This window comes from Bradyrhizobium sp. CCBAU 53351 (genome assembly GCF_015291745.1).
Taxonomy (GTDB): Bacteria; Pseudomonadota; Alphaproteobacteria; order Rhizobiales; family Xanthobacteraceae; genus Bradyrhizobium.
On record NZ_CP030059.1, the window covers coordinates 2786677 to 2812530 of the forward strand.

Below are 25854 nucleotides of genomic sequence, written 5' to 3' on the forward strand. Positions count from 1 at the left end.
GGGATCGGGTGGATGGAGCAGGCTTTGAGGCGGACTTTGCGGGCGATCGAACCGGGCACGCTGGTGCTGTTCGGAGGGCTGATCGCCGTCAACATCGCCGCCTGGGCCTGGGCCTTCGCGCTGTTCGGCGACCGGCCGACGGTGCTGGCGACGGCGCTGCTGGCCTGGGTGTTCGGCCTGCGCCACGCCGTCGACGCCGACCACATCGCCGCCATCGACAACGTCGTGCGCAAGTTGATGCAGACGGGCGGCGCGCCGCAGAGCGTCGGCCTGTATTTTGCGCTCGGTCATTCCACCGTGGTGGTGGTTGCGACCATATTGCTCGCGCTCGGCGTGGTGAGCCTTGGTGGCGACAGCCTGCTCAAGGAGATCGGCGGTCTCATCGGCACGTCGGTGTCGGCGCTGTTCCTGCTGGTGATCGCAGCCATCAATCTCGTCATCTTCATCGGCCTGTGGCGGACGTTTCGCGCGGCGCGGGGGCAGGGCGTTCACGACGCCGAAGGGCTCGAGACGCTGCTCGCCAATCGCGGTTTCCTCGCGCGGCTGCTCGGGCCGCTGTTCCGGCTGGTCACAAAACCCTGGCACATGTATCCGCTCGGCTTCCTGTTCGGGCTCGGCTTCGACACGGCAACCGAGATCGGCCTGCTCAGCATCTCCGCCACCGAAGCCGCGCGCGGGGCGTCGATGGCGGATGTCCTGGTCTTCCCGGCGCTGTTCGCCGCGGGCATGGCGCTGGTCGACACCGCCGATTCCGCGCTGATGGTGAGCGCCTATCGATGGGCGTTCGTCGATCCCTTGCGCAAGCTCTGGTACAACCTCACGATCACCGGCGCCTCCGTGGCGGTGGCGCTGTTCATCGGCGGCATCGAGGCGCTCGGCTTGGCCGCGGACCGGCTCGGCCTGTCCGGGGGCCTGTGGACGTTGGTCGACGGCCTCAACGAGTCGCTCGCCAATGTCGGCTTCGCCGTGATCGCGCTGTTTGCGATCGCCTGGCTGGTCTCGGTCCTACTCTATCGTCGCATCTTCGAGGGCGGTCGGCAGCAGGCCGCAACGAAAGCTCTGGACTGCGCCGATGCGACCGAAGCGGCGTGAGCCCTGTCGTGGCGGCGCGCTGACGGTACTCTCGGCCGTGGTGCTGCTCGCGGATGACGGCCGCGCCTTCGCGCAGAGCAGCAACGCCTCACGAGAGCTGCCGCCGATCGAGGTCGGTGGCGGCCAAGATTTGGCGCGCAGGAAGCCGGTCGCACCCCGCCGCACCGCCAAGCCGCCTTCGGCGGGCCACCGCATCTTCGTCGATCCAGCGGCGGCGCAGACCCCCGATGGGCGCAGCGTTGCCTCCGGTGCAAAGAGCCAGCCTGGCATGGCCAGCGAGATCACAATCGCTGGTGAAGAGCTCAACGCCCGCCCTTTCACGCGGCCGGGCGAAGCGCTCGAAGCCGTGCCGGGCCTGATGGTGACGCAGCATTCCGGCGAGGGCAAAGCCAACCAGTATTTCTTGCGCGGCTATAATCTCGACCATGGCACCGACCTTGCGATCACCGTCGACGGCGTCCCCGTCAACATGCGGACCCACGCGCACGGCCAAGGCTATGCCGATCTCAACTGGCTGATTCCGGAAACCATCGCCGCCGTGGATGTGCGCAAGGGGCCGTACTTCGCCGATGAAGGCGATTTCGCCTCGGTCGGCAGTGTCCATGTCGGCCTGATCGACCGCACCAAGGGATTGGCACAGGTGAGTGTGGGCAGCTTCGGTTATCGCCGCCTGCTCGGCATGGATTCCGCGAATCTCGGGGACGGCGCGCTTCTCGTGGCCGGCGAGATCGGCGGCTATAACGGGCCGTGGGACAATCCGGACAATGTGCGCAAGCTCAGCGGCCTCGTTCGCTACAGCCAAGGCACCGCGACCGACGGCGTCGCCGTCACCGGCATGGCTTACACCAATGCATGGAATTCGACCGATCAGGTGCCGCAGCGCGCGATCTCGGCCGGCTTCCTCAACCGCTTCGGCTCGGAAGATCCGAGCGACGGCGGCAACACCAACCGTTTTGCGCTTTCGGGCCGCATCGCGCAGAGCGACGATCTCGGCTCCTGGAAAGCCAACGCCTATGTGGTGAAGAGCCAACTCGATCTCTTCAACAACTTCACCTATTTCCTCAGCGATCCCGTGCTCGGCGATCAGTTTCGTCAGCATGACGATCGCCTGATGCTGGGTGCCAACGTCTCGCGCACGCTGAACGGCTCGCTTGCCGGTCTGCCGATGCAAACGACCTTCGGCCTGCAATCGCGCTATGATGCGATCGACCTCGCGCTCAGCAACACCTTCCGGCGCGGCTTCCTTGCCGACATCCGCAGTGACAAGGCCGGTGAGGGCAGCGTCGGCGTCTACGCCGAGAATACCGTGCGCTGGACCGATTGGCTGCGGACCAGCGTCGGCTGGCGCGGCGACTATTATGCCGCCGACGTCACCTCGCGGTTCAATGCCAACAATTCCGGCCGCGAGGACGCGGCGCTCGGCAGCCCGAAATTCAGGATGGTGGTCGGCCCGTTCCATCAGACCGAATTCTTCCTCGGTGCCGGCAACGGCATGCACTCCAACGACGCCCGCGGCGCGACCACGACGGAAGACCCCAGCGATCCCGCAACGAGGCTGACACCGTCCCCACTCCTGGTGCGGACCAAGGGAGCAGAGGTTGGTGTGCGCAGCAGGATCGTTCCCGGCCTCGACACCTCGCTCAGCCTCTTCATCCTCGATCAGGATTCCGAGATCCTGTTCTCCGGCGATGCCGGCGACACCTCGGCGACCCGCGCCAGCCGCCGCTACGGCTTTGAGTGGACCAACCACTACCGGCCCCGGTCATGGATCGATGTCGACGCCGATCTCGCCATGACCCATGCGCGCTTCCGTGGCTATGACAGCGAGCAGGCGGAGGTCTACGCCTCGCTCGCCGGTTATCCCGAGGCGCAGATCGGCAATGCACCCGGCAACTCCGTTCCGAACGCGCCTGCGATGGTGGCGTCGGCCGGCGTCACGCTGGGCGAGAAAACCGGCTGGTTCGGCGCCTTGCGCTGGCGCTATCTGGCGTCGAGTCCTCTGACGGAGGACAACGCACTCCGCTCCGCCGCGACCAGCATCTTCAACGGCCGCCTCGGCTATCGCATCGACAATGGCTGGCGCCTTCAGCTCGATGTGCTCAACCTGTTCAACACGAAGGCCAGCCAGATCACCTATGCCTACGGGTCGCTGCTCAAGACCGACACGCTCTATAACCTCTGCACATCGGGCGCCGCGCCAATGTCGGTCTGCCAGAATGGCGTGATGGATTACGTGCTGCATCCCGTGGAGCCGTTGACGTTCCGCCTCACCATCGCCGGGGCGTTCTAGGTTTTTTGGGGAGCGCGGGTCGATTGACTTGCCGATTGACAGCGTCCGTCATCCCGGGATTGCCGGCGATGGCCTCCTAGGTTTGCAGGAGGCAGATCTTGCGCGCGACTGCTACCTGAACGGTCGGCTAAACGCCAGGCAGGAGACAGGCATGCAGAGCGTCGTCCCGACATTGTCGCTGATCCTCACGGTCGTCACGTTCGGCAGCGGAACGACGAAGTCCGTGGTGCCGAAGGAAATTGCCGCCGACGGAACGGTGGTCGCGAGCCTGCTGGCCGAGGGCGCGCAGACCTACGACTGCAAGGCCGGCAGCGACGGCAAGCTGGTCTGGACATTCCGCGAGCCGATCGCGACGTTGATTTCGGACGGCGCCACGGTCGGTCGTCACTATGCGGGCCCGGTCTGGGAGAACGTGGACGGCAGCGCGATCACCGGCAAGGTCGTAGCCAGCGTTCCGGGCGCGACGCCGAATGACATCTCCTGGCTCAAGCTCAGCGTCGTCAGCACGCGCGGCGAGGGCGTGTTTTCGAAAGTGACGACCGTGCAGCGGATCGACACCCATGGTGGTGCCGTGCAAGGCCCCTGCGAAGCAACGGGCACCTCGCTCGTTGCTCCGTACTCCGCCACTTACGTCTTCGTGCGCGAGAGGAATTGAAGCGATCGCGATGCGACCAGCCGACGTGGCGAAAATATCTCACCACGCGAGAATGGAGGGATCGCGGGCAGCAGTCTCCTAGGTTTGCAGGACGCGGACGTCGTGCGCGACCGGTACGTGAATGGGCAACACGGAATCGAGTCACTCTGGAGCTGGAAATGCCACGTTTGGTCCAACGTCATGATCTGCTGCGCCGCCGCCTTGTCCGCCTGCTGCCCCTGATCGCGATAGCCGCATCTACGGACCGCGCCGCCGCGGCCTGCGACCCGGTCTCGCCGGTCGACCATGCGATCGTCACCTGTACCGGCGTGACGAATAACCAGAACGGGACTGTCGGTTATGGCTCCGCCACCGATACCGGCAACACCATCAACATCGTGTCAGGCGCTTCCGTGACGGGAGTTCTCGCTGGTCTGCAATTCCAGGACATTGTCAGGTTGGATAACTCCGGCACCATCTCGGTGCTGGACCCGAGCGGTGCCGCAATCGAAGCCAATGCGTTCGTCGACGTGACCAACGGGGCCGATGGGGTCATCACCGGCGGCTTCTTTGGAATCAAGGCAGGCAACACTGGCACCGCGATCATACACAACTTCGGTCGCATATCGAGTTTGGTCGGAATTCAGGCCGGAAACGTCAGCGTCGATAATGCGGGCGCCATCGCTGGAGGTAGCATCGGTGCCGGCATTGCCGCCGTCGCCGCCACGGTCAACAACACGGCGGATGGAACCATCTCTGGCGGGACCGGCGTTCTCGCCGAGACCGTCACCCTCTTCAACGCAGGGAGGATCTCAGGTCAACAGGATGGGATTTCTGGCGGCGTCGTCGACGTCGCGAACACGGGTAGCATCACTGGCGTGCTTATCGCTATTCGCGCTTCGACAAGTGCAACCGTCCACAACAGCGGCCTCATCTCTGGCGGCGTCTTCGGACTTGCCGTCTTCGACGGCGCTGGCGTCCTAACCGGGAGGCTCGACGTCACGAATTCCGGGACCATCGAGTCCGGTGACATCACACTCTCGGCAAACGATGTCAGCGTGAGCACGTCAGGAACCATATCGGGGAGAAACCGGGCGATCAGCGCAATCAATGTCGACCTATTCAATTCGGGCACGATGTCGAGCGGCGAAGCGGTCATTTCAGGCGCCAATGCAAGGATCGTGAATACCGGGTCGATCCTGGGAGGCCAGTGGGGCATAGCGGCGGGAACGCTGAACCTCGCCAATTCCGGCACGATCTCGGGCAATATCGGCGTCGAGGCGGGCAATCCGGCCAACGGCACGAGCATCGACAATTCCGGCACCGTCATCGGCACCGGCGGCACAGCCATCAAGTTGAGCTCGGCCGCCGACACGCTGACGCTGCGGCCGGGCTCGCACATCGTCGGCGTGGTCGACATGGGGCTTGGCGATGACGTCGTCAACGTCCTCGTCGCCGCGCCCAAGACACGGGTCTCGTCGCTGACAGCGGTGGAGCTGCCGTCCTTCGTCAACTTCACCGGTGTGCTCAACACCAGCTTTTCCAACGCCAACAGTAATCCAGCGGTCGCGACCGGAACAACGCTCGCCACGCTCGATCCGACCGCGCTGGCGCTCGCTGATCGCGCGTTGATGGATTTCACCGGCGGCGTGTCGTCGCTGGTGCAGGGCCGTCTCGGCGGCGTGCAGCCATCTGCGAACGGCGCGATGATGGCGATGGCCTATGCGCCTGACAGCAGCCATGCCGGCGGCTTCGTCAAGGCGCCCGGCGCCGGCGGCTGGAGCGATGCGGCGCCGATCACGGTGTGGGCCAACAGTTTCGGCGGCCGGCGCACCCAGGACGAGACGGCGGCCACGCTGCGCGCCACCAACACGGCCTGGAGCGCCGCGGTCGGCCTTGACCGAAGGATACGGCCGGACTGGCTGGTCGGCGCCTTCCTGGGCGGCGGCTCGGGAGCGCTGTCGGTCGATCTCGGCTCGCAGCGCGTCGACACGGATTATGTATTCGCGGGCGTCTACAGCCGCTTCGAATGGGCCGCGCAGTTCTTCGATTTCACCGTGCAGGGCGGCGGCTCCTCCAACAGGTCCAGCCGGCTGGTGCTGAACAACGGCGCCGTGGAGACGGCGCGGGCGACGTATGACGGCTGGTACATCAGTCCGGAACTCGCCTATGGCCGGCGCTATCAGATCGGCGACGGCTACCTGCTGACGCCGACGGCGCGCGTGCGCTACGTCGCGGGCTTCTTCGACGGCTATGCTGAAGCGGGCTCGGCCCAGGGCCTGGCGGTCGGCAGCCGCACGCTGCAGAACTTCGAGGAGCGCGGCGAGCTCGAACTGTCGCGTACCATGAGCTTCTTTGGCGGCGGCCACACCCTGAAGACCAGCGTGCACGGCGGCGTCATCGCGCAGCAGCGTGTCGGCGGCACGACGCTCAACACGGTGCTGATCGGGCAGGGCCTGTCGTTCGCAACACTCGGCCAGGCCAACACGGTGGGCGCGGTGTTCGGCGCCGGCTTCGATTATCGCACGGCCAAGGGCGTCACGCTGTTCGGCGCCGTGGAAGGCGCCGCCATGTCGGACCAGAGCCGGATCGGCACGGCAAGGGGTGGCCTTCGCGTGTCGTTCTGAAACGGTTCCGTCATCGCCCAGAGGGGCGGCGGTGACGCCCTCCAGGCGTTCGACGAAGCGCCGCGCGATGAGCCCTCACATCTGCTTGAGCGCGAGGTGCACGGCTGCGACCTCCTAGGTTTGCAGGAGGCGGAGTGGCTCCGGCGGTGATAGTTGCGGGGACCGTCGCTCGTTGGCGGCCTGCTCGCGGCCTCCTCGCGACGGTCATCCTCCGAACGGAGGATGACTGAGCGCCTGCGCCAAGTGAGTGTGAGCGGGCGGTTTGACATGAAAGAAGCGGACGATGATCGGGTCGGAAGGCTCCAAAGATGCGCCGGCTCTCCTGAAACGTGCGCGAAACCTGCGATCGGTCCAGACATTGTCCGTGCCAGTCAATTCCGGTGATCCGCGAGAGTTCGGCGATCTGATCGGCATCGTCTACGACGCCGCGATCGATCCTTCCCGATGGGAGGAGGCCATCGCAAGAACCGCCCGGTTTGTCGGCGGCACCGGCGGCGGGCTGTTCTGCAAGGATGTCGGCGTCCAGCACGCGACCATCCCCCATAGCTTCGGATTTCAAAGGCCGCTGCCGGTGGAGCTGTTTCGCGAGATCTATCCGGCTGCCGCTGCGCATTTTCAAGGTGACCTCGAGGAGCCGGTTGCGACCGCAGATATGATCCCGCTCGATGAGCTCACCCGGACCGGCTTTTATCGTCAGTGGGCCGAACCTCAGGGCCTGGTCGACTTTCTCAGCGCAGTCGTCGACAGAACCACGATCAGCGCGGCGATATTCGGCGTCTTTCGTCATCAGGCACACGGCATCGCCGACGAGCATGCGCGGCGGCAGATGAAGCTGATCGCCCCGCATATCCGGCGTTCGGTATTGATCGGCAGGATGTTCGAGTTCAGGGCGGCGGAAGTCGCGACGTTCGTCGATACGCTCGACGGGCTCGATGCGGGCATGTTTCTGGTCGATATGGCGGGGCGCCTCATTCACGCGAATGCTGCCGGCAACGCGATTCTCGCCACATGCGCAGTTCTGAACTCCGTCGGCGGGCGGCTCGTTGCGCGTGACACGCAGGTCGACCGGGCCTTGCGAGAGGTCTTCGCGGGCGCAGGACAGGGCGACGCCGCGCTCGGGACCAGGGGTATCGCCATGCCGCTGACCGGCAGCGACGGCGAACGCTATGTTGCCCATGCGCTGCCCCTGACATCGGGTGCGCGTCGGCGCGCCGGCATCGTCCATACCGCCGTTGCCGCACTGTTCGTTCGAAAGGCGTTGCTGGCGATGCCCTTCGCGTCGCAGACGATCGGCAACGCCTTCAAGCTGACGCCGACCGAGCTCCGCGTTTTGCTTGCGGTCGTCGAGATCGGTGGGGTCCCGGAGATCGCCAACGCGTTCGGCGTTGCCGACACGACGATCAGGACGCATGTCAGCAGCCTGTTCGAAAAGACCGGCGCGGCGCGGCAGGCCGATCTCGTCAGGCTCGTGGCGGAGTATGCCACGCCGCTGGCGGGTTGAAGGCCTCTCCAGCCAAATTCTCGTGCATTCCTAGGACGACAGGCCCCCGAGCAACGGCTCAGAATTGCCCGCGTCCGGTCGGCGCTGCTGACGGTCAGGCCGGCAATCCTGCATGCTATACAGCGAGGGCACAGCAATGAGCAGCGACGTCGTCACGGGCAAGGCTGCTGCCGAAAAGCCCGAGCAACGGACTGGGATCGCTGCAAGAGCAGTGATCTGCGCCTTTGCGGCGATGGGGCTCCTGTCGACCAATATCTTCCTCCCCTCCCTGCCGGCGATCGCGGTCGATCTCGGCGTGTCCAGCGCGGCCGTGACGTCGAGCATAACAGTGTTTCTGATCGTCTTCGCCGGAGGGCAGCTCATCGTCGGTCCGTTGTCGGACAGGCTCGGGCGAAAGGGTCCGATCGTTGTCGGGCTCTGCATCTTCGTGCTCGGGACGGCATGGTGCGCGTTGGCGGGGGATTTCCTGAACCTGCTGGTCGGCCGATCGGTTCAGGCGGCCGGAGTCTGCGCTGTTGCCGTCTTGTCGCGTGCGATCGCCCGGGACCTGTTCGACGGCCAGGCGCTGACCAGGGTGATGGCGTCGATCACGATCGCCACCGCGGCGGCCCCGGGTTTTTCACCGCTCCTCGGCGGCGCGATCGATCTTCTCCTCGGCTGGCGCTTTGCGTTCGTCCTTGTCGCGGCCATCGCCGTCGGCGCAGGAGCGGCGTATGTGACCTTCGTCGGGGAAACCCTGGAGGTGGTCGGCGGCCCGCGCCACCCGCTCGAGATCATCCGCTGCTATCTCGGCTTGCTTCGAGACATGCGCTTCAGCGCACCCGCAAGGACCGCCGGTCTTCTCATGGCCGGCTTGTACGCGGTCCTGGCGAGCGCGCCGCGGGTGCTTCTCGAGGGATTCGGTCTGTCGCCCATTGCTCTCGGCTGGTTGTTTGCAGGCGTCGTCTTCATCGTGTTCGGCGCCGGCCTGCTGGCACCAAGACTGTCGGCCCGGTTCAGCCGCCAAGCTGCGACGTCGGCCGGTCTTGCTCTGGCCGCCGTTGCAGCGGTTGCGCTGCTGGGGCTGATGCTGGTCGACGAGGTCGCGCTGGGTTCATTTCTGATGATCGTTCCGGTTTTCCTATTCGGGGTCGGCATTGCGAGCCCGCTTTCGAGCGCAGCGGCCCTGTCGTCATTCGGCGGCAGGGCCGGCCAGGCGGCGGCGTTATTCGGCTGTTCGCAAATGGCGGGCGCAGCTTGTGGTGCCTCGCTTGCGGCAGTCCTCTCCAGCGATCCGGTTCAAGGACTTACGGTCGTTCTTGCGGCGACATCTGTTGTCGCACTGCTGCTGCATGTCTTTTCGAGGACGTCGCGGCGGCTCATCGGCGATCATGCATAGCGTGCCGGACCTCGTTTCTCCTGTGTGGGACTTCAGGACCCGACGCTGCGAACGCGCCGGAGTTTGCGCTTCCACAAAGAGCTTTGGAGGAAAATAGGTCGATTGTCGCATCGCGGCTGTTCCGACGCGCCGACCGTTCGCTTGATGGAGCGCCGGGCGAGACGACCCTTCGGTGAATTGATCCAGCTCAAAATACGACGCGATGGATGATCAATAGTCAGGCAGCAAGATCAAGCATCAGGGATGAGACGATGATGGCGCCCACTCCGGTTGATCTTGAGATCGCCGCGGAAATACCCGTCTTCAGCGGGCTCGAACCGCAAGAGCTCGCGGTCTTGCTGGGGCCCGCCAACATCTTCAACCTCCGTCCGGGTCATACGCTGTTTCGCCAGGGCGAGCCGGCCCAGGCCTTCTTTGTCGTCATGGATGGCTGGATCAAGCTGTATCGGGTCACCCCCGCCGGCGACGAGGCCGTCCTCAACGTGCTCACCAGGGGTGAGAGCTTGGCCGAGGCGGTCACATTCACGGCCGGCCGCTATCCAGCTACCGCCAGCGCCGTCACTGCGGCCCGTGTGATGGTCATTCCGGCCGACCACGTCATCGCCTGCATTCGCCAGATGCCTGACGTCGCGATCGCGATGATCGCGTCGACGTCGCAACATCTGCATCGAATGGTTCAGCAGATCGAGCAATTGATGGCGCAGAGCGCCACGCAGAGGGTGGCCGAGTTTCTCGCCTCGCTCGCGCCGCGCACCAGGGGGCCATGCACCATCACGCTGCCATACGACAAATCGCTGATCGCCGGCAGGCTCGGCCTGAAGCCGGAGTCGCTCTCGCGGGTGTTTGCCAAGCTGCGCATGGTGGGTGTCGATGTGCGCGCCTCGAACGTGGTGGTGCGCGACATGGCGCAGCTCTGCAAGCTCGTGGCCTGCGACCGGATCAGCGCGCGCTGCCCCGTGAAGCCGAGGATGATGTGCCCCGAGCTGTCCGCCCCACGCGCGATGCGGCCCGAGGCGAAATCCGTGCCGGCGTGAACCACTCAAACAGGAGACGACGAAATGAGGCGTGTTTTAATCGCAGTTGCAGTCGCTGCGGCTTCGGGCAGTGCTGCTTACGCGCAGGATCTGACGGCGGGCGCCACCGCGTTCAAGAAATGCGCCAGTTGTCACGACGTCGGCGCGACCGCGAAGAACAAGGTCGGCCCTGTGCTCAATGGTCTCGACGGCCGCAAATCGGGATCGATTGCCGGCTACAATTATTCCGACGCGAACAAGAATTCCGGCATCACCTGGGATGAGGCGAGCTTCCTCGATTATATCAAGGATCCCAAGGCCAAGGTGCCCAACACCAAGATGGCGTTCGCCGGCATCAAGAACGAGGCCGAGGCCAAGAATCTCTGGGCCTATCTCAAGCAATACGACGCCGACGGCAAGACGAAGTAGTCCAAGACCAACTGGAGACCGGCGCGCATCGTCGCTCAGCCGACGATGCCGTCGTGTTGGCCGACGGCCCAGGTTGAGTGATGCCCGGCCGGATCGGTGGCCCAGATCGCGGTGCCGCTCAACCGTGGCAGCAAGGCCTCGATCTCCTCCGCGGACGCGATGGAAAGCGCCGTCGACAACGCGTCGGCCATTGCGGCCGAGCGATGGTGCACGGTCATGGTGCGCCAATGCGCGGCGCTGCGGCCGCTGCGCGGATCGAACAGATGATGCGCCGTGCCTTCGGCACCGAGCACGCAGCCCGAGGCTTCGGAGGTGGCGAGGGCGCCTTCCGCCAGATGCAGCGGATCGGCGCCGCCGCGCGCGATCAGCCATGGCGATCCGTCGCGCTGAGGGGCAAGCGCCCGCATCTCGCCGAGATCGACCAGGATGTTGCTGAACCCCTTGGCCGCCAGCAGCTCCGCCACGCGGTCGGTGACGTAACCCTGGCCGAGACCATTGAGCGTCAGGCGCTGGTTTTCGCCCAAACGAATTGAATCCGTTTCGAGCCGGACGCGCCGCCAGTCCACCGCCCGCCGCGCGTCGGCAAGGACGGCTTCCGGCGGCAGGCCGGTGCGGGTCTTGTCCGCGAACCAATCGACATGGGCTTCCCATAGCGCCTGCACGGTCGGATCGAACAGGCCGCCCGTGACATCCGCGATCTCCAGCGCCAGCGCCACGGCGCGACGCAGATCGCCGCCCGGCTCGGCGAGCGCGCCGGCACGATTGAGCCTGCACAGCTCCGATCCGGATTGGAACAGGCTCAGCGCTTTTTCCAGGCGATCGATCTCTGCCTCGACCAGCGCGGCGATGCCCTTTGCACTCTCCGGCTCGATGTCGCTGAACAGGATCCGCGCATCCGCGCCCATGGCGGTGCCCCGCCATTCGAAATCGGCTCGGGCAGGGCTTGCAGGACCCGCGATGGCGACTGCGGCGGCCGATGCGAGGATCGTGATGGCGCGGCGTCGTGTCGGATGATCAGGGAGCATCGTGTCTCCTCATGACGGCGGGGAGGGGGATTGCGGCAATGGCTGACGCCGCTGTGCGCGCTTCTTCAGATGCAGGCAGACGTCCTGGTCGAAATAATTGGCCTGGCACTTCAGGCAGTAGATGCATTCGTTGGGGTTGATCTGGCCGAGCGGATGAATTGCCTGCACAGTGCATCGCCGTGCGCAGACGTGACATTCTGAACCGCATTCCCGGTAGCGCTTGAGCCATTCGAACATCCGCATCCGCGCCGGGATCGCCAGCGCCGCGCCGAGCGGGCAAAGATAGCGGCAGTAGAAGCGCTCGACGAACAAGCCAGCCAGCAGCAGCAATCCGGCGTAAACACCGAACGGCCACTCCCGCAGGAACTTCATGGTGATCGCCGTCTTGAACGGCTCGACCTCGGCGAGCTGGAAGGCCGTCAGGATCGAGCGCAGCGAGATCGCGAGGATGGCGACGAACAGAACATATTTGATCATCCACAGCCGCTCGTGCAGCCCGAACGGGATCTCGATCTGCTTGATGCCGAGCCGGCGCGCGAGCTGATTGGTGAGCTCCTGCAATGTGCCGAACGGGCAAAGCCAGCCGCAGAATACGCCGCGGCCCCAGAACAGCATGCTGAATGCGACGAAGCTCCAGAGCAGGAACACCAGGGGATCGAGCAGGAACAGCTCCCAGCGGAAGCCGGAGAGCAGGGCGTGGATGAAGGTCAGGACGTTGACGACCGAGAGCTGCGCGTTGGCGATGAAGCCGAGGAACACCAGTGTCGTGAGCAGATAGAAGGTCCGGAGCCGGTAGTAAAACACGCCGTGTGCCGTCACCGCGTCCTGGAAGATCAGGATGCCGGCGAGCACCGTCAGCATCGCGCCGAGCACGCCGATCTCGTAGCGTCGCGCCCACCAGATCTCCTGCCACACCGTCTGGACCGGAGCGGGCGCGGCCGTCGTCGATGCCGCGGGCGGCTCGCTAGGTGCGGCGATCAAATAGCGATCGGGAATGCGATAATCGAGCGAGACCAGGGTGGCGCCGCTCGCTGCGGCGCCGGCGCCGAGATCGACGTCGAGCCGGAACGGCTTGGTCGAATCGAAGCCGCTCGCCTGCGGAATGCGGAACACCGCGATCTCACGCAGCTCCGGCGCGCCGGCGGCGTGCAGCGACTCCACCGCCGTGTGATCGGCCGGCTTGAGACGCAGGGTCCGCGAACCCTGGACGATCTCGATCCGGGTGAAGGTCCCGGATTGGCGCCATTTCGTGCCCTTGAACGAATAGAGCCCGGATGCGCCGATCAGGAGCAGGTCGTCATCGGGGCCGATCTTCGCCGTCTCGCTTTCGTAAGTCCGCTGGCCGAGCAGGCTCTCGCCGATCGGCGGCGGCGTGGCGAGCGCCATCCAGAGATCGATGAAGGCCTTGTCGGGTTCATTGTCCCGCGTCCCGAGCAGCTTTGCCGCTTCGCCGCGGCTCACGAGCCGTCGCTGCACCGCGCCTTCGGCGAGCAGTGAGGACCAGGATAGCCGGCGCAGGGTCTCTCGGTCGAGCCGCGCAGCCCGCTCCGGCGCATTGGTGCGGCTGCGCAGCACGGCGCGTGCCGAGCGCACGATCGCATCGCGGATCACGGTGCTCGTGATGGTCGCGCCGGCGACGGCGTGCGGGCCGCGCGCGGACTCGCCGGCGGGCTTGAGCGTGGTGCCGCCGCGCACGTCGAAGCCGCGGAAATTGGCGACATAGGCAGCGAGCGCATCGCGGGGAATCCCGATCACCAGGATCGGTTCTTCATGCGCGACGATCTCGGCGCCGGCGACGATGCCGTCGGGCGTCACGGCCGCGACGATGTCGAGCGGCCGGCCTGCGTAGCCGACGGAGCCGGAGACATCGAGGCTTGAAAAGGCGTAGCCGAGCAAGCGCCCGTCCGCGGCACGTACGATCGCCGCCGGCGGCTTGCCGTCGGCACGATCGATCACGACGGGCTCGGAGAAGAACTTCGCGGCGACGCTGAGATCGGCTGCGTTTGCAGCGCACACCATCGACGCGAGCGCCGCCAGCGCGGACAGGGCGTGCCGTGCGGCGGCGGAGATGATTCCAGGCGATCGCATGCTGGGGATCAGGCAGCGTTGTTGGCCGCGCGCATTGAGGTGGATCAATGTTGCGATTAACCGCGGTCAAGGAGAGTTCGTCGAATTCCCTGCATAAGGCTCCCATCGGATTCTCATGCTGGAGGAATGTAATGCGAGGCCGAGCTTCCCTGTTTCCCAAGCTTGCGGGCGGCGTAGCCGCAGCGGGCCTTTTGCTTCTGAGTGCGACGACGGCCGGCTACGCGCAGCAGCAGGCCCCGGCGCCGAAACCTGCCGACGTCGAGCAGCACAAGACGACGCCGGGCGGCCAGTACCAGCCGAGCCTGGACGTTCTCGGCAAGGGCGCGACCGAGCAGCCCGGCACCAAGCCGGGCGATCCCAACCTCACCAAGGCCGAGTTCGACAAGGCCAACCAGATCTATTTCGAACGTTGTGCCGGATGCCATGGCGTGCTGCGCAAGGGCGCGACCGGCAAGCCGCTGACGCCGGATCTCACCAAGAAGCTCGGCTTCGACTATCTGCGTGACTTCATCACCTATGGTTCGCCCGGCGGCATGCCGAACTGGGGCACCTCGGGCCAGCTCGAGGCGGCCGATATCGACCTGATGGCGCGCTACCTCCTGAACACCCCGGCGCAGCCGCCGGAGTTCGGCATGAAGGAGATGAAAGACAGCTGGAAGGTCCTGGTTCCGGTCGCGCAGCGTCCGACCAAGAAGATGAACAAGCTCGACATCGACAATCTGTTCTCGGTGACGCTGCGTGATGCCGGTGAAATCGCCTTGATCGACGGCACCACCAAGAAGATCGAGCACATCATCAAGTCCGGCTATGCCGTGCACATCTCGCGCATGTCGGCGTCGGGCCGCTATCTCTACATCATCGGCCGCGACTCCAAGCTCAACCTGATCGACCTCTGGATGGACCCGCCGCAGACGGTGGCCGAGCTCAAGATCGGCACAGAGGCGCGCTCGGTCGAAACCTCGAAGTTCAAGGGCTATGAGGACAAGCTTGCGATCGCCGGAGCCTACTGGCCGCCGCAATACGTGCTGATGGACGGCGCGACGCTCGAGCCGATCAAGGTGGTCTCGACCCGCGGCATGACGGAAGATACGCAGGAGTATCACCCGGAGCCGCGCGTGGCCTCCATCGTGGCCTCGCACTTCAAGCCGGAATTCGTCGTCAACGTGAAGGAAACCGGCCAGGTCCTGCTCGTCAACTATCAGGACCTCAAGAACCTGAAGGTGACATCGATCGAGGCCGAGCGCTTCCTGCATGACGGCGGCTTCGACAAGACCGGTCGCTACTTCCTGGTCGCGGCGAACGCTCGCCACAAGGTCGCGATCGTCGACACCAAGGAAGACAAGCTGGTCGGCGTCGTCGAAACCGGCGGCCAGACCCCGCATCCCGGACGCGGCGCCAACCTCGAGCATCCCAAGTTCGGGCCGGTGTGGGCGACGAGCCATCTCGGCAGCGAGCATATCTCCTTCATCGGCACGGATCCCGATAAGCACAAGCAGTTCGCCTGGAAGGTCGTGCAGACGGTCGACGGGCAGGGCGGCGGATCGCTCTTCATCAAGACGCATCCGAAGTCGGAGAACCTCTATGTCGACACGCCCTTGAACACGGACGCCGAGATCTCCTCATCGGTCGCGGTGTTCAAGATCAAGGACCTCGCCAAGGAGAAGCCGACCTACAAGGTGCTGCCGATCGGCCAGTGGTCCGGCATCTCGGAAGGCGCGCGCCGCGTGGTACAGGGCGAGTACAACAAGGACGGCACGGAGATCTGGTTCTCCGTCTGGAACAACAAGGCGCAGGACTCCGCCATCGTGGTCGTCGACGACAAGACGCTGACCCTGAAGACGGTCATTCGTGACCGGCGACTGGTCACCCCGACCGGCAAGTTCAACGTCTTCAACACCCGTAACGACGTCTACTGACAAGCCTGGGTTGGTGCGGCGAGCGATCGCTGCACCAGCCCGCCTTTTCGCAGGTGGTTTTCGGCGGAGCGCATCATGGCTGTTGGAAAGGTCTATCTCGTCGGCGCCGGTCCCGGTGACCCGGAGCTGCTCACGCTGAAGGCGGTCCGCGCGATTCGTGAGGCCGACGTCGTCGTCTATGACCGCCTGGTGCCGCCGGAGATCCTGTCGACCATTGCGGACGGCGTGCTCCAGATCAATGTCGGCAAGCGGGCGGCCCATCACCCGGTGCCGCAGGAGGAAATCAACGAGATGCTGGTCCGGCTGGCGCGCGCCGGCCGCACCGTCGTCCGCCTCAAAGGCGGCGATCCCTTCATTTTCGGGCGCGGTTCGGAGGAGGCGGCCGAGCTCGACAAGGCCGGCATTCCCTATGAGGTGGTGCCGGGCATCACCGCGGCACAGGGCTGCGCGGCGGCCGCACGGATGCCGTTGACGCATCGCGGGATGGCCTCCGGCGTGCGCTATGTGACCGGCCATCGCAAGGCGAACGCGCCGCTCGATCTCAACTGGAAGAGCCTCGCCGATCCCGACACGACGCTCGTCGTCTATATGGGCCTGGCCAATATTCCCGAGATCGTCCGCAATCTGATCGCGCAGGGATTGCCGGGAACCACTCCGGTGCTTGCGGTGTGTCAAGGTACGACGCCGCAGGAAAGCAGAATATGTGCTCCCTTGGAGGCGCTTCCGGTCGCTCTGAAAGACGTCTCCTTCAGCGGTCCCGTCCTTTTCATCATCGGAAAGGTCGCAGGGCTCGCGTCAGAACGGAGCGCGCGGAGCGATGCGGCAACTTGCGAGGCGATCTCAGTTGTGGCCTAGCGTCGCCCTGGCGTCAGTCGTTGCGATCGGGCCGGCCGCTGCGGGCGAAGCAAATGCCAATGCCGCAAGGCTCGCCAGCCTGGTGCGGCAGGACTGCGGCTCCTGCCACGGGCTGACGCTGAAGGGTGGGCTCGGCAAGCCGCTGACGCCGGATCATTTGCGCGCCTGGAATCGCGACCAGCTCGTCAGCATCGTCCTCGACGGCGTGCCGGGCACGCCGATGCCGCCCTGGCGCCCGCTGCTGAGCGAAGCGGACGTGCGCTGGATCGTAGAGCGCCTGCAGCAGGGAGATCTGCCATGAGAGTTATGGCGCGATGGTGTCTGGCGTTGTTGCTGCTGATGCCGATGCTCGCGAGTGCAGCCGAGCTGCGCGGCACGGGTAATCTCGGCCTCGTGGTGGAGCGGGCGGCGGGTTCGGTGCTGATCGTCGACGCCACCGAGCGCAAATCGATCGGCCGTGTCGAGGGGCTCGGCGATCTCTCGCATGCCTCCGCGGTGTTTTCGCCGGATCAGCGCTACGCCTATGTCTTCGGACGTGACGGCGGCCTCACCAAGGTCGATATGCTCACGAGCACGATCGCCAAGCGCATCGTGCAGGCCGGCAATTCGATCGGCGGCGCCATCTCCGACGATGGCGCGCTGATCGCGGTCTCGAACTACGAGCCGGGCGGAGTGAAGGTGTTCGACGCCAGGACGCTCGATCCCGTCGCCAACATTCCGGCAATCGGTGAGGGCGGCAAAGCCTCGAAGACGGTCGGGCTGGTCGACCTGCCCGGACGGCGTTTTGCCTGGGCGCTCTACGACGCCGGCGAGATCTGGATCGCCGATCTCACCAATGTCGAAACGCCTGCAATCACCAGGCTGACCAATGTCGGCAAGCTGCCTTATGACGGCAACGTCACGCCAGACGGCCGCCATTATCTCGCGGGTCTGTTCGGCGAGGACGGCGTCGTGCACGTCGATACCTGGCGCGCGCCCCTGAAGGCCGAGCGCATCCTCAACGGCTATGGCCGCGGTCAGGAGGCGCTGCCGGTCTACAAGATGCCACATCTGGAAGGCTGGGGCGCGGTGGGCGACAAGCTGCTGCTTCCCGCCGTCGGTCATCACGAATTGATCGCGGTCGATCTACGCAGCTTTGCGGAGGTCGGACGCACCGCCACCCACGGACAGCCGGTGTTTGCCGTGGCGCGGCCGGACGGGCGCCATGTCTGGGTGAACTACGCGCACCCCTTCAACGACACGGTCGAGATCGTCGACACTGAGACGCTGAAGGTGATCCATCGCCTGACGCCCGGGCCTGCGGTGCTCCACATGGAGTTCACCCCGCGCGGCAACGAGGTCTGGGTCTCGGTGCGCGATGCCGATCGCATCGATGTCTATGACGCCACTTCTTTCGTGAAAAAGACCGAGATCCCGGCACAGAAGCCGTCGGGAATCTTCTTCACCGCACGCGCGACGAGGATCGGACAATGACGCCAAGCTCCGTCGAACTCGCCCTGATCGATCGCTGGCAGCACGATTTTCCGCTTGTCGCGAAACCGTTCGAGATCGTCGGCCGTTCCGCCGCGCTCGACGAGCAGGCGACGATCGGCGTGTTCCGTCGCATGCGGGCGCACGATCTGATCTCCCGCGTCGGGGCCGTGGTCCGCCCCAACACGGTGGGCGCGAGCACGCTCGCCGCGCTGCATGTCCCGCCGGATCGTCTCGATCAGGTCGCCGAGATCGTCAGCCGCGAGCCGCTGGTCACGCACAATTACGAGCGCGAGCACGATCTGAACCTGTGGTTCGTGGTCGCCGGCGGCGATGCCGAGGCGCTCACAGAGACCATCGACAGGATCGAGGCGCAGACGGGGCTCCCCGTCGTGGATCTGCCGATGGTGCAGGCCTATCATCTCGGCCTCGGCTTTTCGTTGTGCGAGCCGCGCGCGCAGAAGCGCACGGCGCCGGCCGCCGGGGACTATCGCCCCGATCCGCGCGACCAGCGCATCCTCGCCGCGATCGAGAACGGACTGCCGCTGGTCGAGCATCCCTATCGTGCGGTCGCCGATCAGCTCGCGCTCGGCCAGGCCGAGGTCATCGCGCGGCTGGAGCACCTGGTCGCCGCCGGCGTCGTGACGCGCTTCGGCTGCGTGGTCCGCCATGACAAGCTCGGCTTCCGGTCGAATGCGATGGCGGTCTGGAATATTCCGGACGAGACCATCGACGATGTCGCCGCGATTTTCGCCCGACATCCCAGCGTGACGCTGTGCTACCAGCGTCCGCGCCGGCCGACGGTCTGGCCGTACAACCTGTTCTGCATGGTGCATGCGCGATCGCGCGACGAAGCCTATGCCGCGCTCGACGAAGTGAATCTGCTCGCCGATACCGGCCTGATGCAACAGGCCGTGCTGTTCTCGAAGCGCTGCTTCAAGCAGCGCGGCGCGGTCTTCTCGCGGCCTAAGGAGACGAATTGATGCGCGCGCTGGACCCGACCGAAAGGGCGATCATCAATGGCCTGCAGGGCGGCTTCCCCCTGACGCACCGGCCGTACCGCGATGCCGGCGCGCAGCTGGGATTGAGCGAAGGCGAAATGATCGAGGAGATCGGCAACCTGCTCGCCGGCGGACAGCTCAGCCGCTTCGGGCCGCTCTGGAATGCCGAAGCCCTCGGCGGCGCCGTTTGTCTTGCCGCCATCGCCGTCCCGCCCGAGCGGTTCGACGAGGTCGCCGGGCTCGTCAACGCCCATCCCGAGATCGCGCACAATTACCAGCGCGATCACGAGCTCAACATGTGGTTCGTCGTGTCGACGGATGCTCCCGAACGCATCGATCAGGTGATTGCGGAGATCGAGCGGGAGACGGGCCTTGCCGTGCGCGCGATGCCCAAGACGCGCGAGTTCTTCGTCGGTTTCCGCGTGGAGGTCTAGACATGCTCGATGCCATCGATCGCAAGCTGATCGCCGCCACGCAGGCGGGTCTTCCGCTCGTCGCAGAACCGTACCGCGCGCTCGCCGACGAACTCGGCCTCGACGAGGCCGAAATCGTCCGCCGCCTCGCGCGTTTGCTCGACGACGGGGCGATCCGCCGCATCGGGGCGATCCCCAATCACTATGCGCTCGGCACCACCGCCAACGGCATGTCCGTATGGGACATCGCGGACGAGGCCGTCGCCGATGTCGGCGCCAGGGTCGGCGCGCTCGATTTCGTCACGCATTGCTATGAGCGGCCGCGTCATCTGCCGCTCTGGCCCTACAATCTCTTTGCCATGGTCCATGGCCGGACGCGCGACGAGGTGAGGGCGAAGGTCGCCGAGATCGCCGTGCTGGTCGGTCCCGCCGCGCGGGCCCACGAGGTTCTGTTCTCGACCCGGATCTTGAAGAAGACCGGCCTTCGCATTGCTGCCTGACGACGGGAGCCGGTCATGTTTCGCCTCAGCCAATATTTACGCGAGCTGGACGAGCCGGCCCCGAGCGGACCGGTTCGGCAGCCACCGGGACCGGTCGTGATCTGGAACCTGATCCGCCGCTGCAATCTCACCTGCAAGCACTGCTACTCGATCTCGGGCGACGTCGACTTTCCCGGCGAGCTGTCCACCGCGCAAGTGTTCGGCGTGATGGATGACCTCAAGGCGTTCCGCGTGCCGGTGCTGATCCTGTCGGGCGGCGAGCCGTTGATGCGGCGCGACATCTTCGAGATCTCGGCGCGCGCCAAGGCGATGCGGTTCTATGTCGGCCTGTCGTCGAACGGCACCCTGGTCGACGCCGCCATGGCCGACCGCATCCGCGACATCGGCTACGACTATGTCGGCATCTCCCTCGACGGCATCGGCGAGACCCACGACCGCTTCCGCCGCAAGCAGGGCGCCTATCAGGAGGCGCTGAACGGCCTGCGGCTGCTGCGCGACCGCGGCATCAAGGTCGGCGTCCGCTTCACCATGACGGAGGACAACGCGGCCGAGCTGCCGCGCCTGCTCGATCTGGTCGAGCAGGAGAACTTTCCAAAATTCTACCTCTCGCACCTCGTCTATGCCGGCCGCGGCAACAAGAACCGCGGCGACGACGCCATGTGGCAGACGACGCGCGATCGCATGGACATGGTGATCGCACGTGCCTGGCGCTGGGCGCAGTCGGGCAGCGAGATGGAGATCGTGACCGGCAACAACGATGCCGACGCGGTCTACCTGCTGCATTGGGCCGAGCGAACCGTTCCCGATCGCGCGGCGAGCTTGCGCGCAAAACTCGTGCGCTGGGGCGGCAATTCCTCCGGCGTCAACGTCGCCAATATCGACAATCTCGGCAATGTGCACCCGGACACGATGTGGTGGCACCATACGCTGGGCAACGTGAAGACGCGGGCCTTCTCCGAGATCTGGCCGGACACCTCCGATCCGATCATGGCGGGCCTGAAGCAGAAGCCGCGTCGCGTCTCCGGACGCTGCGGCGCCTGTTCTCATTTCGACATCTGCAACGGCAACACCCGCGTGCGCGCGCAGCGGATCACCGGCGACGCCTGGGCGGAGGATCCCGGCTGTTATCTCAGCGATGACGAGATCGGCCTTGCGGCACCAAGCGACCGGGTCAAGACCAGCATCTATCGCGGAACACGTCATGAAGCGCCGCTCTCTGTTTGATCGCAGTCTCCTCGCTCTCGCGCTCCTCGTGCTGGCAGATCCTGCGCGCGCCGAGCCGGATGCGGCAAAGCTGTTCGCGGACAATTGCGCCGAATGCCACGGCGCGGACCGGCTTGGCCGTCTCGGACCGGCGCTGCTCCCGGAAAATCTCGGCCGCATGATGGGTGCGCGGGTCGCCGCGGTGATTGCCGACGGACGGACCGCCACCCAGATGCCGGGCTTTTCCAATAAGCTCTCCAAGGACGAGATCGCGGCGCTCGTGGCCTATGTCTCATCGCCATTGCCCGCGGTGCCGGCCTGGGGCGCGGCCGAGATCGACGCCAGCCGCGTCGTGCATGCCAAGGCGCCGCCACTGGAGCGGCCACGCTTCGAAGCCGACCCGATGAACCTTTTCGTCGTGGTCGAGGCCGGCGATCACCACGCGACGATCCTGGACGGCGACCGCATCGAGCCGCTGGCGCGCTTCCAGACGCGTTTCGCGCTGCATGGCGGTCCGAAATTCACCCCCGACGGGCGCTACGTGTTCTTCATGTCGCGCGACGGCTGGGTCAGCAAATACGATCTCTGGACGCTGACCATGCTCACCGAGGTGCGCGCCGGAATCAATTCGCGCAACATCGCGATCTCGCGCGACGGCAAGCACATCGCGGTCGCCAATTATCTGCCCCACACGCTGGTGATGCTCTCGGCGGACGATTTGTCGGTCGAGAAGATCTTTGACGTGAAGGACCGCCTGGGGACGTCCTCGCGGGTCTCGGCGGTGTACCAGGCGCCCTCGCGCAACAGCTTCATCGCGGCACTGAAGGATGTTCCCGAGATCTGGGAGATCGCGACCGATCCGAACGCCGGCCCGGTCTATGCCGGCTTCGTGCACAGCCATGAGAAGGGCATGATCGAGGCGCTGCCGTCCTCGCAAGGGCTCTTCGCGCTGCGCCGGATCGAGACCCCGGAGCCGCTCGACGACTTCTTCTTCGATCCGCCCTATCGCAATCTGATCGGCTCGGCGCGCGAGGGCAGGGCGATCGTGGTCAACCTGACGGTCGGGCGCGATATCAAGCAGCTCGATCTGCCGGGGCTGCCCCATCTCGGCTCGGGGATCTCCTGGACGTGGAACGGCCGGCTGGTGATGGCGACGCCGCTCTTGAAAGCCGGCAAGATCAGCGTGCTGGACATGCAGGACTGGTCGCAGATCAAGGTGATCGAGACGCCTGGCCCCGGCTTCTTCATGCGCAGCCACGAGAACACGCCCTATGCCTGGACCGACAGCATGATGGGCGCCGGCAAGGACACGCTCTCGATCATCGACAAGCGCTCGCTGGAAGTGGTCCGTCGCGTCACGCCGGAACCCGGCAAGACCGCTGCGCATGTCGAATTCGACAGATACGGGCGCTATGCCCTGGTGTCGATCTGGGAGGACCAGGGCGCGCTGGTGGTCTATGATGCGGCAACCTTTACCGAGGTGAAGCGTATTCCGATGTCGCGTCCTTCGGGCAAATACAACGTCTGGAACAAGATCACGTTTTCCGATGGCACCAGTCATTGAGCAGCCGGGCAGCGTCCCGTCGATCGCATTGCTGTTGGCAGCCCATGGCGAGCGGCGGCCGGGTGCCGGCAACACGGGCGCGTTCCAGCTTGCGCACGCGCTGGCCGCGCGCGGCCTGGTGGGCGAGGTCGCCGTCGGCTTCATCTCGGGCAAACCAGGTATCCGGGAAGCCCTGGAGACGCTGACGGCCGGTCGAATCCTGGTCTATCCGCTATTTGCCTCCAGCGGCTATTTCACCCGTGACCGTCTGGTCCAGCTTCTCGACGAAGCCAGGGGCGATGGCCGCAGGATCGACATGCTGCCGCCGCTCGGGCTCGATCCGGGCCTGCCGGATTTGCTGTGCGATCAAGCCGTGGCTTGCGCGCGCGACCATGGTTTCGCGCCGGAGCACTGCACCTTCGTCCTGCTGGCGCACGGCTCGAAGCGCAATCCAGCCTCGCGCCAGGCCACCGAGCAGGTCGCGCGTGAGATCGAGACGCGGGCGGTCTGCCGGAAGGTCGTCGTCGCCTTCCTGGAAGAGCAACCGTCGCTCGAAGAGGCCGCGGCATCGATCAGCGGGCCCGCGATCGTCCTTGGCCTGTTCTCCGGCGAAGGCCTGCATGGCGCCAAGGATGCGCCGAAGCTGGTTGCGCGGCTCGGCCGCCGCGACATCGTGTTCGCGGGCATCATGGGCAGCGGACCTGGGATCGAGGACCTCGTCGCACGGGCGGTGGTCGCGGCCCTGCAAGACGCAGGCGCGGTGCAGGTCGCGGAGCCGTCGTCGCTTGCGCCGGCGCCGAGAGGCTGGGCGGTTTCAGTCGATTGACGGCGCGGCGTTGCAGGAAAGGGACGAGAGATGACGGAGTATCTTGACGTCGATGTTCGTCCGATCCTGCGCGCCGGGGGCGAGCCTTTTTCGACGATCATGGCCGCTGTTGAAAGTGCAAAACCGGGCCAGGGCATCCGGCTGTACGCGCCCTTCAAGCCCGTGCCCTTGTTCGACGTGATGGCCGGCAAGGGCTTTGCCCATTCCGCGACGGAGATCGGCGGAGGCGATTGGCAGGTGCTGTTCACACCGACCGGGGCACCTGCCGAAGCGCCGGCGTCGCAAGCGCGGCCCAGCATCCAATGGCCGGAGTCGAAAATCCGGCTCGACACCAGACAGCTCGATCCGCCGGAGCCGATGACCAAAATCCTCGCTGCGGCCGAGACGCTGGGGCCCGGAGAAACGCTGACCGCGTTCCTCAGCCGCGAGCCGATGTTCCTGTTCCCGCAGCTGGAGAAGAGGGGCTACAACTGGCTCGGCGGCTTTCTGCCCGACGGCGTAACCTACGAGCTGACGGTGCGGGCGCCGTCCGCCTCGTAGGGTAGGCAAAGGCGCACTTGCGCCTCTACCCCGCGCCGGAGAGAGTCGGAGACAACAACCTCTGCCGCGCCGCGCGCGCGGCCTTGTTTGGCCCGAGCTGCGGACCCATCATGCGCAGCGCGTGCTCTGCGCACAGCACATGATGATGCAGATTGGCGATCCATTGCCGGCCCGAGATGGTCAGGTTCAAATACGTCATGCCGTCGCCGACATAGGTCGAGACGGTGTTCCAGAAGAACTCGGGATATTTGTCCACGAGGTCGGCGGGAGAGGAATAGCCGAGTTGCCGGTTGCGGCCGTTCTCCTCGAATTCGTAGAACAGCGCATTCACCTTGCGCGGATACATGGGATCGCCGAGCTGGCCGATGAAGTCCGCCGCCTGGACCAGCCGCGGCACGAAATCGGTCGTCGCGGACCTGTCGGCCGGCGAGGGTGGAAACCGCGTGAATTCGATCGCGTCGGCGATGCGGTTGGCATCGATGCCGGGAATATTGGCCAGCCGTTCGCGCACGTACATCTTCGAGCGGTTGACGTGACAGCCCATCAGCGCGGCGTCGGAGGCGCCGCGGGCAAGCCTGATCCTCCGACCATCCTCGTGTGCGACGAACTCCTCGGCCGTATCGCCGCCGAGGATGCCGCGGACATAGCCGATGTCGTGGAACAGGCACGCCAGGATCAGGTGCATGTAGTCGGAAGGCTCGATCCGCCGCGACATCATCAGGCCGTGCAGGATGTCGCAGCCGGCCATCGTCACGAGCCAGGTGTGCTCGTAATTGTGATAGAGCGCATCGCTCCTTGCGATGCATTCGATGGTCATGCGCGCGAGCGATCCTAGCTGATCCGCCATCGTGCTGCCAGCCGGCCCGAAGATCGAACGAAAGTCGCTGGCGAGAAACTTTCCGAGGCTGTTCGCCGCATCGGCCGTGATGGTCCTCATAGGCCTTCTCCACGCAATGCTTCGTTCGGCAATCCGCTCGATTCCGGCAATCACCGGCGGCCTTCGGGCCGACAGGCGTCAGGGTCGGAAAATCAAAATGGTCTCGTCATGGCCTTGGCTCGGCGCGGGCGACCGCAAACGTGGCGCCTTGGGATGGCCGAGCTCCGCGGCATAGTCCACCGCCATATGCGCGACGTCGCCGATGGTCTCGACCAGGCGGGTCATCGCGTCGCGCAGGCAGGGCGAGATCGCCTCGATCCTGACGGCCGGCGGCGAGCATCCGTTGTCGATGCGACAACAGGCGCGCCGGTAGGGCAGGCATCGCAGGTTGGACTTGAGCAGGCGGACGATCTGCTCCTCCATCACGAGGGGATCGTCGGAGAGTGTGCCAACCGGAGCGCAGACCACGACATGGCGTTCGTCATGGCTCAGTGTCAGCGCGACGGAGATGCCGTCGACGCTGAGCGAGGCGCCGTCGCCGGACCGGAAACGGGGCGGCGACAGGCCGAGCGACTGCCAGAGCGTCTCGATCAGGCGACGAAATTCGTCGTTCATCGCGAGCGGTCTCGATGG

General features: G+C 65.5%; 24 protein-coding genes. 19 read left to right on the forward strand and 5 right to left on the reverse strand.

Annotated elements, in window-relative coordinates; translation table 11 throughout:
• Window positions 1-12: 12 nt before the first annotated feature.
• From XH83_RS12890 to XH83_RS12910, 5 genes are all read left to right on the forward strand, one after another.
• The gene (locus XH83_RS12890; RefSeq protein WP_194407353.1) at window positions 13-1092 is read left to right on the forward strand and encodes a HoxN/HupN/NixA family nickel/cobalt transporter; all 1080 of its coding nucleotides are present in this window, start codon (window positions 13-15) and stop codon (window positions 1090-1092) included.
• The gene (locus XH83_RS12895) at window positions 1073-3382 is read left to right on the forward strand and encodes a TonB-dependent receptor (protein WP_194407354.1); all 2310 of its coding nucleotides are present in this window, start codon (window positions 1073-1075) and stop codon (window positions 3380-3382) included. Before XH83_RS12890 ends, XH83_RS12895 begins: the two co-directional genes overlap by 20 nt.
• A gap of 151 nt (window positions 3383-3533) precedes the next feature.
• The gene (locus tag XH83_RS12900; protein ID WP_194407355.1) at window positions 3534-4037 is read left to right on the forward strand and encodes a DUF3455 domain-containing protein; all 504 of its coding nucleotides are present in this window, start codon (window positions 3534-3536) and stop codon (window positions 4035-4037) included.
• Between the two features lie 158 nt (window positions 4038-4195).
• Complete coding sequence (locus XH83_RS12905) at window positions 4196-6643, forward strand: autotransporter outer membrane beta-barrel domain-containing protein (RefSeq protein WP_194407356.1); 2448 nt, start codon at window positions 4196-4198, stop codon at window positions 6641-6643.
• A 364-nt stretch (window positions 6644-7007) separates the two neighbouring features.
• Entirely contained in the window at window positions 7008-8144 is a 1137-nt protein-coding gene (locus XH83_RS12910; RefSeq protein ID WP_246776457.1) for a helix-turn-helix transcriptional regulator, read from the forward strand.
• A 30-nt stretch (window positions 8145-8174) separates the two neighbouring features.
• Here XH83_RS12910 and XH83_RS12915 read toward each other — a convergent pair whose 3' ends face one another.
• The gene (locus tag XH83_RS12915) at window positions 8175-8468 is read right to left on the reverse strand and encodes a hypothetical protein (RefSeq protein ID WP_194408514.1); all 294 of its coding nucleotides are present in this window, start codon (window positions 8466-8468) and stop codon (window positions 8175-8177) included.
• Here XH83_RS12915 and XH83_RS12920 point away from each other — a divergent pair.
• The 3 genes from XH83_RS12920 (at window position 8377) to XH83_RS12930 (ending at window position 10964) form a co-directional block, all read left to right on the forward strand.
• A complete protein-coding gene (locus XH83_RS12920; protein ID WP_194408249.1) occupies window positions 8377-9522 on the forward strand; it encodes an MFS transporter in 1146 nt (381 codons plus the stop codon). The genes XH83_RS12915 and XH83_RS12920 overlap by 92 nt on opposite strands.
• 251 nt (window positions 9523-9773) lie before the next feature.
• Window positions 9774-10556, forward strand: a complete 783-nt coding sequence (locus XH83_RS12925) for a Crp/Fnr family transcriptional regulator (RefSeq protein ID WP_371746339.1) — start codon at window positions 9774-9776, stop codon at window positions 10554-10556.
• 24 nt (window positions 10557-10580) lie between these two features.
• Window positions 10581-10964 (forward strand): cytochrome c family protein, encoded by a 384-nt coding sequence (locus XH83_RS12930; protein ID WP_194407358.1) that lies wholly within the window; start codon window positions 10581-10583, stop codon window positions 10962-10964.
• A 35-nt stretch (window positions 10965-10999) separates the two neighbouring features.
• On the opposite strand, the gene XH83_RS12935 is transcribed toward XH83_RS12930, so the two are convergent.
• Both XH83_RS12935 and XH83_RS12940 read right to left on the reverse strand, forming a co-directional pair.
• Complete coding sequence (locus XH83_RS12935; RefSeq protein WP_194407359.1) at window positions 11000-11989, reverse strand: FAD:protein FMN transferase; 990 nt, start codon at window positions 11987-11989, stop codon at window positions 11000-11002.
• 9 nt (window positions 11990-11998) lie between these two features.
• Window positions 11999-14077 carry a NosR/NirI family protein gene (locus XH83_RS12940; protein ID WP_194407360.1) on the reverse strand — a complete coding sequence of 693 codons (2079 nt, stop codon included), beginning with the start codon at window positions 14075-14077 and terminating at the stop codon, window positions 11999-12001.
• A 131-nt stretch (window positions 14078-14208) separates the two neighbouring features.
• On the opposite strand from XH83_RS12940, the gene XH83_RS12945 reads away from it, so the two are divergent.
• The 11 genes from XH83_RS12945 (at window position 14209) to XH83_RS12995 (ending at window position 24344) form a co-directional block, all read left to right on the forward strand.
• Window positions 14209-15993: a nitrite reductase gene (locus tag XH83_RS12945; RefSeq protein ID WP_194407361.1), complete on the forward strand. Its 1785-nt coding sequence runs from the start codon at window positions 14209-14211 to the stop codon at window positions 15991-15993.
• Between the two features lie 75 nt (window positions 15994-16068).
• A complete protein-coding gene (gene cobA / locus XH83_RS12950) occupies window positions 16069-16848 on the forward strand; it encodes a uroporphyrinogen-III C-methyltransferase (RefSeq protein ID WP_194407362.1) in 780 nt (259 codons plus the stop codon).
• On the forward strand, window positions 16838-17149 hold the full coding sequence (locus tag XH83_RS12955) for a cytochrome c (protein WP_246776458.1): 312 nt from the start codon (window positions 16838-16840) through the stop codon (window positions 17147-17149). Before cobA ends, XH83_RS12955 begins: the two co-directional genes overlap by 11 nt.
• Window positions 17146-18321, forward strand: coding sequence for a cytochrome D1 domain-containing protein (locus XH83_RS12960; protein WP_194407364.1), 1176 nt, complete (start codon window positions 17146-17148; stop codon window positions 18319-18321). Before XH83_RS12955 ends, XH83_RS12960 begins: the two co-directional genes overlap by 4 nt.
• The gene (locus tag XH83_RS12965) at window positions 18318-19301 is read left to right on the forward strand and encodes an Lrp/AsnC family transcriptional regulator (protein ID WP_194407365.1); all 984 of its coding nucleotides are present in this window, start codon (window positions 18318-18320) and stop codon (window positions 19299-19301) included. Before XH83_RS12960 ends, XH83_RS12965 begins: the two co-directional genes overlap by 4 nt.
• Window positions 19301-19753 (forward strand): Lrp/AsnC family transcriptional regulator, encoded by a 453-nt coding sequence (locus XH83_RS12970; protein ID WP_194407366.1) that lies wholly within the window; start codon window positions 19301-19303, stop codon window positions 19751-19753. Before XH83_RS12965 ends, XH83_RS12970 begins: the two co-directional genes overlap by 1 nt.
• A gap of 2 nt (window positions 19754-19755) precedes the next feature.
• On the forward strand, window positions 19756-20232 hold the full coding sequence (locus XH83_RS12975; protein ID WP_194407367.1) for an AsnC family transcriptional regulator: 477 nt from the start codon (window positions 19756-19758) through the stop codon (window positions 20230-20232).
• 15 nt (window positions 20233-20247) lie between these two features.
• Window positions 20248-21456, forward strand: a complete 1209-nt coding sequence (nirJ, locus tag XH83_RS12980) for a heme d1 biosynthesis radical SAM protein NirJ (RefSeq protein WP_194407368.1) — start codon at window positions 20248-20250, stop codon at window positions 21454-21456.
• Complete coding sequence (locus tag XH83_RS12985; protein ID WP_194407369.1) at window positions 21434-22999, forward strand: cytochrome D1 domain-containing protein; 1566 nt, start codon at window positions 21434-21436, stop codon at window positions 22997-22999. Before nirJ ends, XH83_RS12985 begins: the two co-directional genes overlap by 23 nt.
• Window positions 22983-23804, forward strand: coding sequence for a CbiX/SirB N-terminal domain-containing protein (locus XH83_RS12990; RefSeq protein WP_194407370.1), 822 nt, complete (start codon window positions 22983-22985; stop codon window positions 23802-23804). Before XH83_RS12985 ends, XH83_RS12990 begins: the two co-directional genes overlap by 17 nt.
• 30 nt (window positions 23805-23834) lie before the next feature.
• A complete protein-coding gene (locus tag XH83_RS12995) occupies window positions 23835-24344 on the forward strand; it encodes a DUF2249 domain-containing protein (protein WP_194407371.1) in 510 nt (169 codons plus the stop codon).
• A gap of 25 nt (window positions 24345-24369) precedes the next feature.
• Here the strand turns inward: XH83_RS12995 and XH83_RS13000 are convergent, their stop codons facing one another.
• The gene (locus XH83_RS13000; protein WP_246776459.1) at window positions 24370-25281 is read right to left on the reverse strand and encodes an HD domain-containing protein; all 912 of its coding nucleotides are present in this window, start codon (window positions 25279-25281) and stop codon (window positions 24370-24372) included.
• 78 nt (window positions 25282-25359) lie between these two features.
• Window positions 25360-25836 (reverse strand): type III secretion system chaperone, encoded by a 477-nt coding sequence (locus tag XH83_RS13005; RefSeq protein WP_194407372.1) that lies wholly within the window; start codon window positions 25834-25836, stop codon window positions 25360-25362.
• Window positions 25837-25854: the final 18 nt, after the last annotated feature.